The 15,933-nt window shown below is 71.3% G+C and carries 14 protein-coding genes; 5 read left to right on the top strand and 9 right to left on the bottom strand.

The genetic code is table 11. The features are described from left to right. The first annotated feature begins 36 nt into the window (after nt 1–36). Nucleotides 37–1,062: a DNA topoisomerase IB gene (locus BSZ36_RS11080; protein WP_094548906.1), complete on the top strand. Its 1,026-nt coding sequence runs from the start codon at nt 37–39 to the stop codon at nt 1,060–1,062. A gap of 87 nt (nt 1,063–1,149) precedes the next feature. Here BSZ36_RS11080 and BSZ36_RS11075 read toward each other — a convergent pair whose 3' ends face one another. From BSZ36_RS11075 to BSZ36_RS11055, 5 genes are all read right to left on the bottom strand, one after another. Continuing rightward, entirely contained in the window at nt 1,150–1,692 is a 543-nt protein-coding gene (locus BSZ36_RS11075) for a MogA/MoaB family molybdenum cofactor biosynthesis protein (RefSeq protein WP_094548904.1), read from the bottom strand. A 34-nt stretch (nt 1,693–1,726) separates the two neighbouring features. Beyond that, entirely contained in the window at nt 1,727–2,074 is a 348-nt protein-coding gene (gene yidD, locus BSZ36_RS11070; RefSeq protein ID WP_245837477.1) for a membrane protein insertion efficiency factor YidD, read from the bottom strand. Nucleotides 2,075–2,157: 83 nt separating this feature from the next. After that, the gene (locus tag BSZ36_RS11065; RefSeq protein WP_094548902.1) at nt 2,158–2,814 is read right to left on the bottom strand and encodes an SH3 domain-containing protein; all 657 of its coding nucleotides are present in this window, start codon (nt 2,812–2,814) and stop codon (nt 2,158–2,160) included. Between the two features lie 74 nt (nt 2,815–2,888). Continuing rightward, nucleotides 2,889–3,884 (bottom strand): mechanosensitive ion channel family protein, encoded by a 996-nt coding sequence (locus BSZ36_RS11060; protein ID WP_094548900.1) that lies wholly within the window; start codon nt 3,882–3,884, stop codon nt 2,889–2,891. Nucleotides 3,885–3,886: 2 nt separating this feature from the next. Further along, nucleotides 3,887–4,483, bottom strand: coding sequence for a trimeric intracellular cation channel family protein (locus BSZ36_RS11055; RefSeq protein WP_094548898.1), 597 nt, complete (start codon nt 4,481–4,483; stop codon nt 3,887–3,889). On the opposite strand from BSZ36_RS11055, the gene BSZ36_RS19430 reads away from it, so the two are divergent. The 3 genes from BSZ36_RS19430 to BSZ36_RS11045 all read left to right on the top strand — a co-directional run bounded on the left by BSZ36_RS19430 (nt 4,464) and on the right by BSZ36_RS11045 (nt 8,097). Then, the gene (locus BSZ36_RS19430) at nt 4,464–4,682 is read left to right on the top strand and encodes a hypothetical protein (protein ID WP_179271146.1); all 219 of its coding nucleotides are present in this window, start codon (nt 4,464–4,466) and stop codon (nt 4,680–4,682) included. The genes BSZ36_RS11055 and BSZ36_RS19430 overlap by 20 nt on opposite strands. Before the next feature lie 34 nt (nt 4,683–4,716). Next, nucleotides 4,717–7,458, top strand: coding sequence for a replication restart helicase PriA (gene priA, locus BSZ36_RS19425; protein ID WP_179271145.1), 2,742 nt, complete (start codon nt 4,717–4,719; stop codon nt 7,456–7,458). Between the two features lie 102 nt (nt 7,459–7,560). Continuing rightward, nucleotides 7,561–8,097 (top strand): hypothetical protein, encoded by a 537-nt coding sequence (locus BSZ36_RS11045; RefSeq protein ID WP_094548894.1) that lies wholly within the window; start codon nt 7,561–7,563, stop codon nt 8,095–8,097. A gap of 83 nt (nt 8,098–8,180) precedes the next feature. Here the strand turns inward: BSZ36_RS11045 and BSZ36_RS11040 are convergent, their stop codons facing one another. The 4 genes from BSZ36_RS11040 to trhA form a co-directional block, all read right to left on the bottom strand. Continuing rightward, the gene (locus BSZ36_RS11040; protein ID WP_094548892.1) at nt 8,181–10,619 is read right to left on the bottom strand and encodes a serine/threonine-protein kinase; all 2,439 of its coding nucleotides are present in this window, start codon (nt 10,617–10,619) and stop codon (nt 8,181–8,183) included. A 60-nt stretch (nt 10,620–10,679) separates the two neighbouring features. Then, the gene (locus BSZ36_RS11035) at nt 10,680–13,133 is read right to left on the bottom strand and encodes a serine/threonine-protein kinase (protein WP_143536861.1); all 2,454 of its coding nucleotides are present in this window, start codon (nt 13,131–13,133) and stop codon (nt 10,680–10,682) included. Next, nucleotides 13,130–13,681, bottom strand: coding sequence for a sigma-70 family RNA polymerase sigma factor (locus BSZ36_RS11030; RefSeq protein WP_094548888.1), 552 nt, complete (start codon nt 13,679–13,681; stop codon nt 13,130–13,132). Before BSZ36_RS11030 ends, BSZ36_RS11035 begins: the two co-directional genes overlap by 4 nt. Nucleotides 13,682–13,794: 113 nt before the next feature. Further along, nucleotides 13,795–14,448 (bottom strand): PAQR family membrane homeostasis protein TrhA, encoded by a 654-nt coding sequence (gene trhA / locus BSZ36_RS11025; RefSeq protein ID WP_094548886.1) that lies wholly within the window; start codon nt 14,446–14,448, stop codon nt 13,795–13,797. 208 nt (nt 14,449–14,656) lie between these two features. Between trhA and BSZ36_RS11020 the strand changes: the two genes are divergently transcribed. After that, complete coding sequence (locus BSZ36_RS11020; RefSeq protein WP_094548884.1) at nt 14,657–15,829, top strand: ArsO family NAD(P)H-dependent flavin-containing monooxygenase; 1,173 nt, start codon at nt 14,657–14,659, stop codon at nt 15,827–15,829. Nucleotides 15,830–15,933 lie beyond the last annotated feature (104 nt).

Genomic DNA, 15,933 nt, shown 5'->3' with positions numbered 1-15,933 from the left:
GCGTCGGGCGTAGACGGAGCCCTTTTTAGCGCTCCCATGTCCTCACGCGATCCCGAAGCCGACGCCCAGGCCGCGGGCCTCCAGTACGTCACCGACCAGCAGCCGGGCATCTCGCGCCAGAGGCGGGGCCGAGGGTTCTCGTACCACCGGCCCGACGGGTCTCTGGTGGACGATGCGGAAACGCGCGAGCGGATCGACGGCCTCGCCATTCCGCCGGCGTACAAGGAGGTCTGGATCTGCACGCTCCCTGTGGGTCACCTCCAGGCCACAGGCCGAGACGATCGCTCACGGAAGCAGTACCGCTACCACCCGCTCTGGGAGCGCCACCGCTCGCGGAAGAAGTACGACCGGATGGTCGCGTTCGGCGAGGCGCTGCCGGTACTTCGCGAGAGGGTGGAGGCCGACCTCCGCCGAAGCGCTCTGGACCGGACAAAGGTGTCCGCGCTCGCGGTCGCGTTGCTCGACGAGACGCTTGCGCGCATCGGCAACGCCGCCTACGCGGCGGAGCACGGCCACTACGGCCTCACCACGCTCCGGGACAAGCACGCCCGAGACGCCTCTGGCGCGATGCAACTGGAGTACACCGGCAAAAGCGGCAAAACGCAGACGCTCTCCGTGCAGGACAAGCGCCTCGCGAAGCTCGTCCGCGCCTGCCGCGACATCCCCGGCTACGACCTCTTTCAGTACTACACCGACGAGGGCAAGGCCACGCTGGGCTCGGCGGACGTGAACGCGTACCTGCGCGAGGTGGCCGGGGAGTTCACGGCCAAGGACTTCCGCACATGGGGAGGGACGGTCCACGCGGCGCGTGCTCTCGCGGAAGAGGACGTTCCGGAATCGGACCGCCAGAGGCAATCGGTGGAAGCCGAGGCGATCCGAGAGGTGGCGGGCAAGCTGGGCAACACGCCCGCCGTCACGCGGGGGCACTACGTCCACCCGGACGTGTTGGAGGCGTACCGCGAGGGCGACCTCCAGAAGCGGATGCGCGTGCGGAACGCGGGCAACACGCCCGCCGGCCTCGTGCCGCCCGAGGCGGCTGTTCTAGACCTGTTGAGGGGCTAGGCCTCTGGCGCCAGAGGCGTGCGCGCTCGCCAGAGGCCGGCTTGCTTCCAGTCCCCAGTCCCCAGTCCCCAGTCCCCAGTCCCCAGCTCAGGCCTCTGGCGTGGTGCGCATCTGGCGCACCACCTCCCAGACCGTGTGTGGCAGCTCAGGCACGATCAGCCGATCCATCGCCAACGTGACGGCATCAGGCGAGCCGGGGCAGCAAAACAGGAGCGTGTCGGCGTCGCCGTCCTCGGGACCGTAGAGACCGGCCGTGGCGCGCGTCAGCATGGCCGCCGCGCCGATGGTCTCGAACGAGAGCATCCGGAAGATCTCGCCGAAGCCGGGCAGCGGCTTCTGGATCAGGCGGTCCGCGACCTCCACCGTCCGGTCGCGCGTGGCGATGCCGGTGCCGCCAGAGGTGATGACGACTTCCACCTCGCCCGCGAGGTGGAGCAGAACGGACCGGACCTCCTCGGCGTCGTCCGGCACGATGCGGCTAAACGTGATGAGGTGGCCCGCCTCGCGGAGCCGGTCTTTGATGAGGTCGCCGCTGGCGTCGGTCTCCTTGGTGCGCGTGTCCGAGACCGTCACGACGGCGCAGGAGATGGACGAGTTGGGAGCGGCGGCGCGGTGTTCGTGTACGGACATGCGCGAAGATAGACGGCCTCTGGCGCGCGCTTGCCTACGCGTCCAAGGTTTTTGAGCCCGGCGCCTCTGCGCCAGAGGCGGGCTCTCCGAACCACCGCGGCGGGTCGTGCCCGTGGCCGCCCCAGGGGTTGCAGCGCAAGATCCGCCAGAGCGCCAGGATGGAGCCGCGCAGCGCGCCGTACTCTCGCAACGCGATCACCGCGTACTGCGAGCACGTCGGGGAGTAGCGGCAGGTGGCGGGAAGCCACGGCGAGATGCCGAGCTGGTAGAACCGGACCAAGCCCACGAGCAGCAGCCGTGGCACCCTCCACACCCACCGCCCAGCTTCTGCGAGGGCCGTGCCTCTGGCGTCGGCTGGCGTGTTCATGGCGGGACGGTTCATGCGGGGAGAACGCCAGAGGCGAGCAAGCGGTGCCCTGGCACTCAGGCTCTGGCGCGCACGCCGCTGCCTCTGGCGCCAGAGGATCAGTCGCCCTCGACGAAGAACAGGATCTTCCAGGTGCTGCCGCGCTTCTCGAAGCCGGCGCGCAGGCCGATGGGGCTCCACACGAAGGTATCCGCCACCCAGCCGCGCTGGCCGTTCGCGAGGCGAACGGGCACCCACGTGTAGCCGTCGGCGCGCGTCCGGTCGGAGTCCTCGTAGGCGGTCGGTACGATGGTGTGCGTCAGGCTCGTCAGGACGCCGCCGGCGAGCGTCGGCGCGTTGCGGACCCGGACCTCCTCGCCCACGATGAGGACGTGCTCGAACGGGTCCAAGTCTTCCGGGAAGCGGCCGAACAGGTACGGCGTAGTGATCACGCCGCCCTCGGCGGCGCTGCCCATCGATATCGTTCGCGCGAGGGCGGGCCACAGGTCCTCCTCGCGCTCGTACTCGCTGTTGAACCACACCTCTCGCACGCCCTCGGCGCCAGAGGCGGTGGCGCCGAACGAGATCGTGGCCTCTGGCGCGAAGGCCGAGAGCACGGCCGCGGTATCGCGCGCGGCGGCGGCGGCCAACAGTCGCGACCGGAACGCGACAAAGGAGGCGTCGGCGGCGCCTTCGTCCACGGGCGCGAGGCGCGAGAGCTGGGCGTGCGCGGGCGCGGCGGCGAGCAGCGCGAGCAGGAGAACGAGTCGGGTCATGGCAGTCGGGGAGTCCCCAAACCTACCGAGCGGGCTGCGACGGCGGCGTGTCGCGCGCCTCTGGCGCCAGAGGCTCAGTCGGCGGCTCCAGCGGCCGAGGCCTCGTCGGACGGGACGACGCCCACGTCCTCGCCAGAGGCCTCGCTCTTCACGTACACCGTGCGGCGCGGGAACGGGATCTCGATGCCCTGCTGGTCGAAGCGGAGCTTGATGAGGCGGCGGAGGTCCCGCTCGGCGGGGAACTGCTCGCCGGGGCGGACCTGCGCGATGATGCGCGCGGTCACGCCGCTCTCGCCGAGGTTCATGACCGCCTGCACCTGCGGCGCCTCCTCCAAGAGGACCTCGCGGGCGTGGTCCGCCTGCGCCCACTCGTGCGCGATGTGCTCCAGCGCCACCAGCCCGGCCTCCACGTCGCTCTCGTACGAGAGGTCCACGGTCACGATCGCTCGCGCGTAGCCGATGGACTTGTTGCCGAAGACGCGCATCTCGCCTGCCGGGATCATGAGCACCTCGCCGTCGAACTTCCGAGCCTTGATGAGCCGCAGGCCGACGTACTCGACCGTTGCCGTTTCGCCGTTGAACGTGATCAGGTCGCCCACGCCGATCGTGTCGTCGAAGAGGAGGAACAGCCCCGAGATCACGTCCTTGACAAACGTCTGCGCGCCGAAGCCGATGGCGAGGCCCGCGATGCCGGCGCCGGCCAGGAGCGGCCCGACAGCCAGGCCGACCTCCGTGAGCACCATCATCACCGCGAGCGTCCACACGACGTAGCGCGCGACCGAGCCCATGAGGTCCGCGACCGTCAGCACGCGCTGCCGCTTTTTGTCCAGCGTCGGCCGGTCCTGCACGCTCGCGATCCACCGCCGTTTGAGCCGCTTGATAAGCGCCAGTGCGAGCAACGCCCCGCCGATGATGAGCGCGACCTGGAGCACCACGCCGCCGACGCCGAACCAGAACTCGGCCCCGAACAGGTCCGACCACGCCTTGGGGACAAGGGCGGAGGTCGTCGTGTCCGCGACGGCGGTGGCGGTGTCGGCCTCGGCGGCCTCTGGCGTGAGCTGGAAATACATAATCAGGCCTCTTGCGCGAGGCGGGCGTTGCGAGCGAGTTCGAGAAGCCGGAGCGTGGTGGCAACGCTCGCGGCGATGGCGAGGCGGGGCGCGACGGCCATGCCGGACCACGTGAGCACGACAAGCGTGGCCGAGCCGGCAAGGGCGGCGGTGGCGTAGAACCCCTTGTACAGGATCGCGGGGCGCTCGCCGACGAGCACGTCACGGATCACGCCCCCGCCGACCGCCGAGAGGCCGCCGACGAAGATGGTGCCGAGCGGGCCGAGTCCGAAGGTCGCCCCTTTGGCAGCGCCCATCGCGGCGAAAAGGCCCAGTCCAAGCGCGTCCGCCAGCATCACGCGGTTCCACGTGCGCGAGATCGTGCGGCCGAACAAGAGCACGGCCAGCGCGCCGGTCAGGCAGACCGCGAGGTAGCGCTCGTCGCGGAAAACCGCCGGAGGCGTGTAGCCCAGCAGCACGTCGCGCACGATGCCCCCGCCGACGCCGGTCAGCACGGCCAGGACGGAAATGCCGAGCCAGTCCAGGCCTTCACGGACCCCCTTGAACGCCCCCGAGAGGGCGAACACGAACGTCCCGGCGATGTCGAGCGCGAAAAACATGGGCGCCTCTGGCGTGGAAGAAACGGTCCCGTTTGACGGGGGCGGCTGCGCCGATGGTAGGGGCGCCGGCTCCGGCGGCACAGAGGAGACGGGGCGGAAAGGCCGTGCATCGCCGGTGGAGCCCCGCCGCGCCTCTGGCGCCAGAGGCCAGAACGCGCCGTTTCGCTCGCGACGCGAGAGGGGCGCCGCGCACGACTGACGAACCGATGCCGCGCCTCCCGGTAGCTTGCGCCATGCGCCTCGCCCAGGTCGTCCCGCTGGCCCCCGTCGAAGGGCCGTTCACGTATTCCGTCCCCGACGCGCTCGACGCCGAGGCCGTCGTCGGCGCGCGCGTGCTCGTGCCGTTCGGGCGGCGCCAGCTCACGGGCGTCGTGGTCGCCAGAGGCGAGGGCGAGTCCGCAAAGGCGAAGCCTTTGGTAGATGTGCTGGACGCGCGGCCGTCGCTCACGCCCGAACTCCTCGCGCTCACGCGATGGGTGGCCACCTACTACCTCTGCACGTGGGGCGAGGCCATCAAGACGGCGCTGCCGAGCGGCACCGAGGTGGAGACGCGTCGCATCGTGCGCGCGCTGCGCCCGCCAGAGGCGGAGGACGGCGACGACGGCCGCGCGCTTCTCGCGGCGCTCGCGCAGAGCAACGGCAGCGGGCTCAAAGTGCCCGCCCTCGCCGAGGCGATGGGCCGAAAGACCGCGCCACAAGCGCTGCTGCGCCGGTTGGAGGCCTCTGGCGCCGTGAGCGTGGAGTACGAACTCCAAGAGGCACGGACGCGAGCGCGCGTCGAGAAGCACCTCACGCTGACCGGCGCCGACCCGTCCGGCCTGACCGGCGCGCGGCAACAGGCGCTCGTAGCGCTTCTGGCCGACGCGGGCGAGCCGGTCCGCCAGGCCGAAGCGCTCAAAGCCTCTGGCGCCTCCAGCAGCACCGTCAAAGGGCTCGTCGCCAGAGGCCTCGTGGAGACGCAGGACTTGGAAGTGGAGCGGACCGACGACGCGCTCGACGCGCCTCTGGCACCTGCGGCGGACGTGACGCTCCACCCGATGCAGGAGGCCGCGCTAGGGGAGATCCGCACCGCCATCGGGGGCGACGCGCCCCAAACGTTCCTGCTCCACGGCGTGACGGGCTCGGGCAAGACCGAGGTCTACCTCCGCGCGCTCGCCGCGGCGCTCGCCAGAGGCGAGTCGGGCATCGTGCTCGTGCCCGAAATCGCGCTGACGCCCCAAACGGTGCGCCGCTTCCGCGCCCACTTCGGCGACCGCGTGGCGGTGATGCACAGCCGCATGAGCCCCGGCGAGCGCCTGGACGCCTGGACGCGCATCCGCGACGGGAAGTACCCGGTCGTGATCGGCCCGCGCAGTGCCATCTTCGCGCCGGTCGAGAACCTGGGCCTTGTGATTGTGGACGAGGAGCACGAAGCCAGCTATAAGCAGTTCGACCCCGCGCCGCGCTACCACGCCCGCGATGTAGCGGTTTTCCGCGCCCACCAGGCCGGCGCGGTCTGCGTGCTCGGCAGCGCCACGCCCAGCCTCGAAACCGCAGCGAACGCCCGCTCGGGTAAGTACGCCTACCTCGCGATGCCGGAGCGCGTGCCGGTGTTGGTGAGAAAGGAGTCAGTGGCCAGTGGCCAGTCGCCAGCGGCAGAGGTCGCCTCTGGCGCCAGAGGCGTGCCTGCGGAGTCCTCCACTGCGTCCCCTCTCTCTCTGGGAGAGGGACAGGGTGAGGGGCGCACCTCGCCAGAGGCCTCTGGCGAAACCCGGAGCCATCCTGGAACGCAACCCCCTCCGCCCGCTGACGCGGGCACCTCCCCGAGGGGAGGGTTTGATGCCCCTTCTGACGCATCAAACCCTCCCGCCGCGCCAGAGGCCTCTGGCGACGACTCCTCTGCGACTGGCTACTCGCTACTGGCCCCTGCCCCCTTACCGCCCGTCCGCGTGATCGACCTCGCGCGCGAGAAGGAGGTCCGCCGACTCAAAGGCGCCCTCTCGCACGACCTGCGCGAGGCCATGCGCCAGAGGCTGGAGCGGGGCGAGCAGACCATCCTGCTGCAAAACCGACGCGGCTATGCGCCCGTCATCAACTGCGAGACGTGCGGTTGGACGCCCGAGTGCCGCGACTGCTCGGTCTCGCTCACGCTCCACAAGACCAACCGCACGCTGCGGTGCCACTACTGCGGACGCGCCGAACGTTACCCGCCGGTCTGCCCCAGTTGCGGCGCCGACGACCTCAAGCTGCTCGGCTCCGGCACGCAGCGCGTAGAGGAGGAGATCGCCGAGGTCTTCCCCGAGGCGCGCCTCTTGCGGATGGACATGGACACGACGAGCCGGAAGGGCGCACACCAGAAGATCCTCGACCGCTTCGGCAGGGGAGAGGCCGACATCCTGCTCGGCACGCAGATGGTCGCCAAAGGCCTCGACTTCCCGCGCGTAACGCTCGTCGGCGTGGTCAACGCCGACACGGGGATGCTGCTGCCGGACTTCCGCGCGTCCGAGCGGACGTTCCAGCTCCTGGCGCAGGTCGCGGGCCGCGCCGGTCGCCACGACCTGCCGGGCGAGGTGCTCCTCCAGACGCGCAACCCGGAGCATCCCGCCATCCAGCACGCGCTCAACCACGATTACTCCGCCTTCGCGCGTGAGGAACTCGTCGAGCGCTACCACCTCGGCTATCCGCCCTACGGGCGCCTGATCGGCATCGAGATCAAGGGGCCGTACGAGAACTCGACGCACAAGCTGGCGCAGGCCTGGACCGACGCGCTCGCGCGGCGCGCGTCGGGGATCGCGGGCACCGATGTGCTCGGGCCTGTGGCCGCGTTTGTGGGCAAAGTGAAGGGCTTCTGGCGCTTTCACACCCACCTTAAAGCTCCCCGGACGGTCCCGGCGAAGATCCTCGCAGACGCGGTGAGCGCCGCGACGGCGGAGATCGGCGCGCCGCCAAAGGGCCACCGGATCAACGTGGACGTGGACCCGGTGGGACTGTACTAAGTCTCTGGCGCCAGAGGCCGGGGATGGTCCCTCCGGGAGAGGAAGGGCGCATGAGTGGAGGAGGCCCCTTTGCCTCGCCCTCCCCAACCAGCCTGCACCGCTATGCGCTACGTCAGCCTTTCAGCCATCCTCTTGGCTCTCGCCTTTTTCGTCTTGCCCGCTTCTGCCCAGGAAGCTCGGGGTGTCGATGATGTCCCGGAATTTACGTTCGAGATTCAGTACGAATCGGAGGCGCCCAGCGAGCGGAGAGCCAACATGGCCACCATCACCGTGAGCGGGCTCGGCCGCTCCGCACCGGAACTCAAGAGTATCAACCTCAGCACGTCCGAGCGCGCCGAGCGCCGTGGCACCATCCGCCTGACGCGCAACGAGGACGGGACCTACACCGGCCGAGGCGAGGTGCCAGCCAACAGCCAGATTCAGAGCGTCACGCTGGGCTACACGGAGGTCGAGTGGACTCTCCAGATCGTCAGCCTCAAGGAAGGCGAGAACGAAGCCGGCACGATGATCACCCCGAGCGGCGCCCGAGCGCGTAAAGGCAAGGGCAAAAAGGTCACCGTGCGCGTCCGGTGCTGCCCTTTCCAGGTCATCGTCGTGGTGAGGGGCATTGAGGCGGAGACCATGAACGGCCGCCGCTAGCGGCTCCATCGGTCCTGACGCCTGGCCTCTGGCGCCAGGGGCCGGGCGTCGCTGTAGGTGCCTCGCCAGAGGCCTCTGGCGAGCTACCGCTTCGCGTCGATGCTCGCGAGGGTTTCCGCCACGCGCTCCAGCGTGGGGCTGTCGGCGCCGAAGCCCTCACGGAAAAGCTCGCCGGCTTCGCGCGCGGCCGCCTCGGCTTCGCTCAGCTCGCCGAGGTCACGCAGGGCTTTCGCGAGGTTGACGAGCGGGAAGCCGACGTTGGGGTGCCGCTCGCCAGAAGCCGCGCGGTAGATCGATACCGCCTCGCGCAAGAGGGGCTCGGCCTCTTGCGCGCTGCCGAGCGAAGTGAGCGTGGAGCCGAGGTTGCTCAGGCCAAAGGCCGTGCTCGGGTGCCGGTCGCCAGCGGCCTCACGGAACAGCGCCACCGCTTCCCGCTGGACGCGAGCGGCGTCCTGGGGGCGACCGGTGGAGAAGTACAGCGCGCCGAGGTTCGCGAGCGTGTTGGCGAGGCCTAGCTTCTGGCGCGGGTGAACGGTCCGGTAGAGCCGCGCTTGCTCCTCGAACATCTCGATGGCGCGCGCCTCCTCCCCGAGCGCGGACAGCGCCACGGCGAGGTTGCCGATGGACAGCACGATTTCGATGTCGTCTGGAGGGAGAAGGGCGCGCTCGATGGCGAGAACGCGCCGGTGCGCCTCGGCGGACCCCTCGGCGTCGCCGGTGTAGTACCGGAGCGTTCCGATCTCGGCGAGCACGCCGGCGGTGTCCTCGTCTCTCTCGCCTCGTCGGTCGAGGTGCGTAGCGAGCGAGAGCGCGAAAAGGGAGTCGGCTCCGTCGTAGTCCGCGAGCTCCCGGCGCACCATCCCGAGGCCCCGTTGCACCGCCGCGGTGGTCAGCGCGTGGGGTCCGTCCAGGCGCTCGTAGAGCGCTAGCGCGAGGCGGTACTGCGCGTCGGCCTCATCCAACAGGCCGAGTTCGTAGTACGTCTGCCCCAAGCGCGTGTGGGCGTCGGCGCGGACGTTGGGCTGGTCGGCCATCGCGGAGTCGAGGTCGGCCGCCGCTCGGTCGAGCAGGTCCGCGACCCGGACGTCCCGGCCCTCTACGTCTGGGTTCGCCGCCGAGAGCATGCCCAGGAGGAACGCCTGCATCGCGCCCGCCTTGGCGGCTTCGGCGCGGGCCTCTCGCGCCTGCCACAGCGCGACGCCCGTGCCCCCGATCAGCGCCAGAAGCACGAGCGCAGCCGCCCCGACGCCGGCGCGGTGACGCCGCACGAACCGGCTCGCGCGGTAGCCCGCCGTCGCGCGCCGCGCGCGGATGGGCTCGCCGTCGAGGTACCGCTGGAGGTCGGCGCCGAGGGCCTCGGCGCTGGGGTAGCGGCGCGAGGGCTCCTTCTCCAGCGCCTTCATCACGATCGTATCCAGATCGCCGCGCACGCCTCTGGCGACGGCCTCTGGCGCGGCGGCGGAGGGCAGCGGCGGCGTCTCGTTGCAGATCACCCGCTCCGCCTCCGACGCCGTGGAGCCCGAAAGCTGGTACGGCCGCGTACGCGCCAGAAGCTCGTAGAGGATCACGCCGAGCGCGTACACGTCGGTCGCCGTGGTGACGCTGCCGCCGCCGACCTGCTCGGGCGAGGCGTAAGCGGGCGTGTGGGCCGAGCGCGTCCGCGTGAGGTCGTCGCCAGAGGCGTCCAGCAGCTTGGCGATGCCGAAATCGAGGAGCTTGACGCGAGCGCTGCGCGCGCCCAACGGGACGTGGCGAGGGGGGAGCGCCAGATCCTCCTCGGTGCGGCGCTCAAAGCCGGCGCCAGAGGCGAGCGCAGTGCTCGGACTAGACAACTCGGACCTCGGACCTCGGAACTCAGACCCGTCGGCGCCAGAGGCCACGAGGATGTTGCCCGGCTTGAGGTCGCGGTGGACGACGAGGTGCTGGTGCGCGTAGGCGACGCCCTCGCAGACGGCCACGGCGAGGGCGACGCGCTCGCGGGTGGATAGGTCGTGCGTCTCGGCGTAGTCCGTGATGGGCTCGCCGCGGACGATCTCCATGACGAGGTAAGGTGCGCCTCTGGCGCTGCCGTCGTCGGTGACGCCGCCGTCGTAGAGCCGCGCGATGCGGGGATGCTCCAGGCGTGCGAGGATCTGCCGCTCGGCGCGGAGGCGCGAGGCGAGCCCGGCCACGTCGGGCCCGGCGTGAAGAAGCTTGAGCGCCACCTCGCGCTCGTAGGCACCATCGGCGCGAGAGGCGCGGTAGACGACGCCCATGCCGCCCTCGCCCAGCACGCCCTCCAGCCGCCAGGGGCCGACGCGATGGCCGATGCGCGGGTCTTCGTCGGGCTCGTCGTCGCGGGCGACGAGCGGGGCGTCCAGCGGGCCTGTGGCCGCGCCGTGGCCGAGGAGCAGGGCGCGAGCCGCTTCGCGGACCTCGGCGTCGGGCTCGGTGGCGAGCGCGTGCTCGCGGGCCTCTGGTGAGAGGTCCGCGAGGTCGAGGAAGAGGTTCGAGGCGCGCTCGTGGGTGCTAGGGGCAGACATCGCAGCGGGGGCGGTGTCTGGGCATCGCAATCCGTGCGCGGATCGGCTCACGCCAGAGGCCTAGCCCACGGCGGCGCGCGCCTCGCGGGCCTCCTGCACCAGGCTCTCGGCGCGGGCGTTGCCGGGCTCCCGCTCTGCGAGGGCAGAAAGCAGGCGGACGGCGCTGTCCAGGTGCCGGCGCGCGTCGGCGCGGCGGCCGGCCTGGGCGAGCGCGCGGCCGAGGTGGAGGTGCCCGAAGGCGACCGTTTGCTGCGCGTTGGAGCTCTCGGGGTCCGCCACGTACAGGCTTTGGTAGATGTCGAACGCCTTCTGGAGCTCGCGGACGGCCTCTGGCGCGTTGCCCGCGTCGAGGAACAGGCGGCCGAGGGCTTCGTGCGAGACGCCGACATCGCGCCGGGCGTCCGAGGTCGCGTCGTCCCGGGCCGCGATGCGTTCGCGGAGAGCGATGGCGCGGCGCGTGGGGCCGGCGGCAGAGTCCAGCGCGCCGCGGTCGCGGAGAAGCGTGCCCTCGCGCTCGAACGTGATGCCCAGCATGCGGAGCGAGAACAGCGTCTCGGCATCGCGCGGAATGCTCTCCAGAAGGCCTCTGGCGCGCTCATAATGCACCATCGCGGAGTCCGGCTGCGCGAGGTTGGGGAAGTACGGGTGGCCGGCGTAGTCGCCTCGATTGATGTGCCCGGTGGCGAGGTAGGTGGTCACGTCGGGGTCGCCAGAGGCCCGCGCAAAGGCCCGGCGGTAGACGGCGAGGGCGCGGTCGAGGTGCGGAACCGCGGCCTCCGGCGAGACGGCGTGCGCGACGACGACGCCCAGCTTTTCGTGCAACCGCGCCTCCGTCGTGAGCGCCTCCACGATGAGCGAGTCCGGCACGCGCGCCAGAGGCGGGAGCAGGGCAAGGCCGCGGCGGTAGCTCGCCATCGCGTCGTCCATCCGGCCGAGGTTGTTGTCCGTCGGGTTGCCCTGCACGTTGCCGATGCGGAAGTACGCCGCGGCCAGGTCTAGGCGGAGGCGCGGATCGTCGCCAGCGCCAGAGGCGAGGCGGTCGAGGTAGTCCAGCGAGCGCTCCACGATGGTCTCGCGGGCGGGCGTGGAGCCGGGCAGCCCCGCAATCGCGTCGTGCACGTCGTAGAGCATGGCCTGCGCGGCCTCTTGCGCGATGGCGAAGCGCTCCTCGGCGCGGTCCCGCGCGCGCGAGGCCTCGGCCGCCTGCCACAGCGCCAGCCCGGCCCCGCCGAGGACGGCGAGGAGCACGGCGAGCGTGGCGGCGGCGAGCGTTTTGTGCCGCCGCACGTAGCGCCCGAAGCGGTACGAGGCCGTCGCGGGCCTCGCCTCCACGGGGAGCCCCGCGAGGTGACGGCGGAGGTCGGCGCCGAGCGCGGCGGCCCCGTCGTATCGCCGCTCCGGCTCCTTCTCCAGCGCCCGCATGACGATCGTGTCCAGGTCGCCGCGGATCGCCTTTCGCCGGGCCTCTGGCGCCGCGTCCGAGGGCCGCATCGGGAGCGCCTCGCAGACGATCCGCTCGGCCTCGGACGCCGTCGTGCCCGAGAGGCCGTAGGGCCGCTGGTCGGTCAGGAGTTGGTAGAGGACCACGCCGAGGGCGTACACGTCGGTCGCGGTCGTGATGGTCTCGCCGCGGAGCTGCTCCGGCGCCGCGTAGGCCGGCGTGAGCGCGCGGCGCTGCGTCGCGTCGGACTCTCCGTTTTCCAGCAGCGAGGCCACGCCGAAGTCGAGAAGCTTGACGCGCGTGCCTCTGGCGGTTCCGAGTGCCGGGTTCTGGGTTCCGGGTTTCTCGTCCTCGCCGCCTGGATCTCCTCTGGCGCCAGAGGCGGGTGCTTGGACGTCTTCCCCCGCCTCGCCAGAGGCAACGAGGATGTTGCTCGGCTTGAGGTCGCGGTGGACGACGAGGCGGTGGTGCGCGTAGGCGACGGCGTCGCACACCTCCGCTACGAGCGCGACGCGCTCGCGGACGCCCAGGCCTCTGGCGTCGGCGAAGGCCGTGATGGGGAGGCCGTGGGCGCGCTCCATCGCGAGGTAGGGGAGCCCGTCCTCGGTCACGCCGCCGTCGTAGAGCCGCGCGATGCCGGGGTGCTCCAACCGCGCGAGGATGCGCCGCTCGGCGTCGAGGCGGAGCGCGAGCCAGTCGCTCGTGAGGTCGGCGTCGGGCGCGAGGAGCTTGAGAGCCACCTCGCGCTCGTAGTGTCCGTCGGCGCGCTCGGCGAGGTAGACGGCGCCCATGCCGCCCTGCCCCAGCCGCCCGGTGATGCGCCACGGCCCCACCTCGCGCCCGATCACGCGCGCCTCCGCCAGAGGCGCGCCCGGCCTCTGGCGCAACGGCGTGACCGCGGGCTCATCTAGTGGGCCGCTCGGGGCATCGTGCCCGGCGAGAAGGGCGCGGACGGAGGCGAGAACGTCGGGGTCCGTTTCCTGCCCGAGGACCGCCTCGCGGGCGGCGGGCGCGAGGTCGGCGGTGTCCAGGAAGAGCGCCGTCGCGCGGGCGTGCCGGTCGGCGGCGGTCACGCCGCGAGCGCGCTGTGGAGCCACGCGCGCGCCACGGTCCACTCGCGCTTGACCGTCGCGGGGGAGATGCCCAGCACCTCGGCGGTTTCGGGAATCGTGAGGCCCACGAAGTACCGGAGTTGCACCACCTCGCCCTGGCGCGGGCTCAGTGCGGAGAGGTTCGTCAGCGCCTCGTCCAGCGCGATCACCTCCTCGGCGCGCTCCGGCGGGACCAGCCGCTCCTCGTCCAACGCCAGAGGCTTCGCGTTCCCGCCTCGCTTGAGCGCGTTCTGAGCCCTCGCGCGGTCCACGATCACGCTCCGCATCACGCGCGCTGCCACACGAAAAAAGTGCTGGCGGTCGGCGTAGACGCTCGTCGAGCCCGCCATGCGCTCGTACGCCTCGTGCACGAGCGCGGTGGTGTTTAGCGTCTCGTCGGCGCCGCGCTTCTGCCTCTGGCGCCGCGCCAGCGCGCGCAGCTCCTGGTACACGATCGGCACGAGCCGTTCAAGGGCGTCGCGGTCGCCCTCGCGGGCGCGCTCCAGGAGTTGCGTGACCTCGTGGTTCATCGGGGAGGGGAGGGTCCCCGCGAGGATAGAGGCGCCGCAGGTACGGAGCAAGGGGCGGCCTCTAGCGCCAGAGGCGATGCGCCAGGGGCGCCCGTCCCGCCGCTCCGTCTCGGCTACGCCGCCGTCACCTGCGTGAGGACCGCCGCGAAGTGGCACACGCTGCCCGCCAGCACGAAGAGGTGCCAGATGGCGTGCGCGTACGGGATCCGCTTCGAGAGGTAGAAGACGGTCCCCACCGTGTACGCCAAGCCACCCGCGACGAGCCACGCGAGCGTAACCGCCGGCAGCGCCGCGATCAGCGGCTTGATGGCGACAATGACGAGCCAGCCCATCCCGATGTACAGCAGCGTGGAGGCGAGCGTAAACCGGCCGGTGTAGAACAGCTTGAACACGATGCCCGCTGCCGCCAGCGCCCACACGGCCACGAACAGGCTCCAGCCCCACGGCCCGCGCAGCCCCACGAGCGTAAACGGCGTGTACGTCCCCGCGATGAGGACGTAGATCGCGCAGTGGTCGAACACCTGAAGCCACTGGCGCGCGCGCGCCCACTGCGCCGGAATGGCGTGGTACACGGTGCTCGCGGTGTACAGCAGCACCAACGAGGTCACGAACACGCTCGCGCTGACAACGTGCCACACGTCCCCCCACAGCACGGTAAGCGTGATGAGGACGGCGCCGCCAGCGGCGCTCGCGAGCACGCCCAGTCCGTGCGTGAGCGCGTTGAGGAGCTCTTCGAAAGGCCGCTGCGGGGCGAGGTCGGTGGTCATGGCGCCAGAGGTGAACAGTGTTAAGCTAGGTCTCCACGCGGCGACCCCAGATGATGTTTCGGGGACGGGGGGCGGAAGTCCCCGCGTATGGGGCCGCCTCTCGCGCCGCGATGCGCGCGTTCTCTACGCCAGAGGCGTCATGGCCACGCTTGGAACGGCTTGTCCCATTTGCGAGTCGCCGGCGCTCGCTTCCCACGCTCCGCGTGACATGACTCCGCCTGCTCCAACTGCCTCGTCCGATCCCCGCACAGGCCTCCGCACACTCGCGGATGGCGCGTCGCTCCCGTTTGCACAGCGCGACGTGGTCGTGATCGGCGGCGGCCAGTCCGCCCTCGCGGTCGGTTACCACCTGGCCCGTGAGCTGCGCAAGCGCGAGGCGACGGTTGCGCTGCTGGACCGCCAGCCGGGACCGGGCGGCGCGTGGCGCGACGGGTGGGACTCGCTCCGCCTGTTCTCGCCCGCGGAGTGGTCGTCGTTGCCCGGGTACCTCCTGCCGCGCCACCTCGGGGACCGCAGCGCCGACGCGTTCCCGCACCGCGACGACGTGTTGGGCTACCTCACCGCGTACGAGGACCGCTACGAACTCCCCGTCTGGCGTCCCATAGACGTTCGCGCCGTTCGGCGGCTCGGCGACGATCGGCTGCTCGTCGAGACCGACCGGGGCGACGTCTCGGCCCGGGCTGTCGTCGCGGCTACGGGGACGGCGGCCCGGCCGTTCACGCCTCACGTTCCCGGCCGCGATGTGTTTGGCGGTATTCAAATGCACTCGTCGGCTTACCGCTCGCCAGAGGCGTTTGCGGGGCTGCGCGTGCTGGTCGTCGGAGGGGGCAACTCCGGGGCCCAGATCCTGGCCGAGGTGTCGGCTGTCGCGGACGCCTCGTGGGTTGTAGAGCGCGAGCCCCGGTTCTTGCCTGAGGACGTCGACGGTCGCGTCCTTTTCGACGCCGCGACGGCGAGGTACCGGGCGCTCCAGAACGGCGAGGCGCTCGAGCGTCCGCACGGCCTCGGCGACATCGTCCAGGTGCCGCCCGTCCGCGAGGCGAGAGCCGCTGGCCGTTTGGAGAGCTTCCGGCCGCCGATCGCGGCGCTGACCGCCTCTGGCGTCGTCTGGCCCGATGGGACGGAAGAGCGCATCGACGCCGTGATCTGGTGCACGGGCTTCCGTCCGGCGCTCGGGTTTCTGGACCCGCTCGGCGTTGTCGGCGCGGACGGTCGCGTCGCGGTGGAGGGAACGCGTTCTATCGCTGAGCCGCGGTTGTGGCTCGTGGGCTACGGGGAGTGGACCGGCTTCGCCTCGGCCACGCTGGTCGGCGTCGGGCGCTCCGCGCGAGCGACGGCCCGCGAGGTGGCCGCTGCGCTCCCGACGGCTTCCGTCCCGTAGTACGCCTCTGGCGCCTGAGGTCACCCTCGCGCCAAGGCCCCGTCGCGCCAGAGGCGTCGGCATCGCGTGGACAACTCGCGAGGTCCGCGCGCGCGCGGAACCCA

Source organism: Rubricoccus marinus (assembly GCF_002257665.1).
In the GTDB taxonomy this organism is placed as follows: domain Bacteria; phylum Bacteroidota; class Rhodothermia; order Rhodothermales; family Rubricoccaceae; genus Rubricoccus; species Rubricoccus marinus.
Note: the sequence above shows the minus strand (reverse complement) of the source record. Positions and strands in the feature narration are given on the sequence as shown.

Excerpts from the sequence above, each read along its gene's own strand:
- BSZ36_RS11075 (WP_094548904.1), bottom strand. The coding sequence starts at position 1,692 with ATGTCCGTACACGAACACCGCGCCGCCGCTCCCAACTCGTCCATCTCC.
- BSZ36_RS11030 (WP_094548888.1), bottom strand. The coding sequence starts at position 13,681 with ATGAACCACGAGGTCACGCAACTCCTGGAGCGCGCCCGCGAGGGCGAC.
- BSZ36_RS11040 (WP_094548892.1), bottom strand. The coding sequence starts at position 10,619 with ATGTCTGCCCCTAGCACCCACGAGCGCGCCTCGAACCTCTTCCTCGAC.
- trhA (WP_094548886.1), bottom strand. The coding sequence starts at position 14,448 with ATGACCACCGACCTCGCCCCGCAGCGGCCTTTCGAAGAGCTCCTCAAC.
- priA (WP_179271145.1), top strand. The coding sequence starts at position 4,717 with ATGCGCCTCGCCCAGGTCGTCCCGCTGGCCCCCGTCGAAGGGCCGTTC.
- BSZ36_RS19430 (WP_179271146.1), top strand. The coding sequence starts at position 4,464 with ATGTCGAGCGCGAAAAACATGGGCGCCTCTGGCGTGGAAGAAACGGTC.
- BSZ36_RS11080 (WP_094548906.1), top strand. The coding sequence starts at position 37 with ATGTCCTCACGCGATCCCGAAGCCGACGCCCAGGCCGCGGGCCTCCAG.
- BSZ36_RS11055 (WP_094548898.1), bottom strand. The coding sequence starts at position 4,483 with ATGTTTTTCGCGCTCGACATCGCCGGGACGTTCGTGTTCGCCCTCTCG.
- BSZ36_RS11065 (WP_094548902.1), bottom strand. The coding sequence starts at position 2,814 with ATGACCCGACTCGTTCTCCTGCTCGCGCTGCTCGCCGCCGCGCCCGCG.
- BSZ36_RS11060 (WP_094548900.1), bottom strand. The coding sequence starts at position 3,884 with ATGTATTTCCAGCTCACGCCAGAGGCCGCCGAGGCCGACACCGCCACC.
- BSZ36_RS11045 (WP_094548894.1), top strand. The coding sequence starts at position 7,561 with ATGCGCTACGTCAGCCTTTCAGCCATCCTCTTGGCTCTCGCCTTTTTC.
- BSZ36_RS11020 (WP_094548884.1), top strand. The coding sequence starts at position 14,657 with ATGACTCCGCCTGCTCCAACTGCCTCGTCCGATCCCCGCACAGGCCTC.
- yidD (WP_245837477.1), bottom strand. The coding sequence starts at position 2,074 with ATGAACCGTCCCGCCATGAACACGCCAGCCGACGCCAGAGGCACGGCC.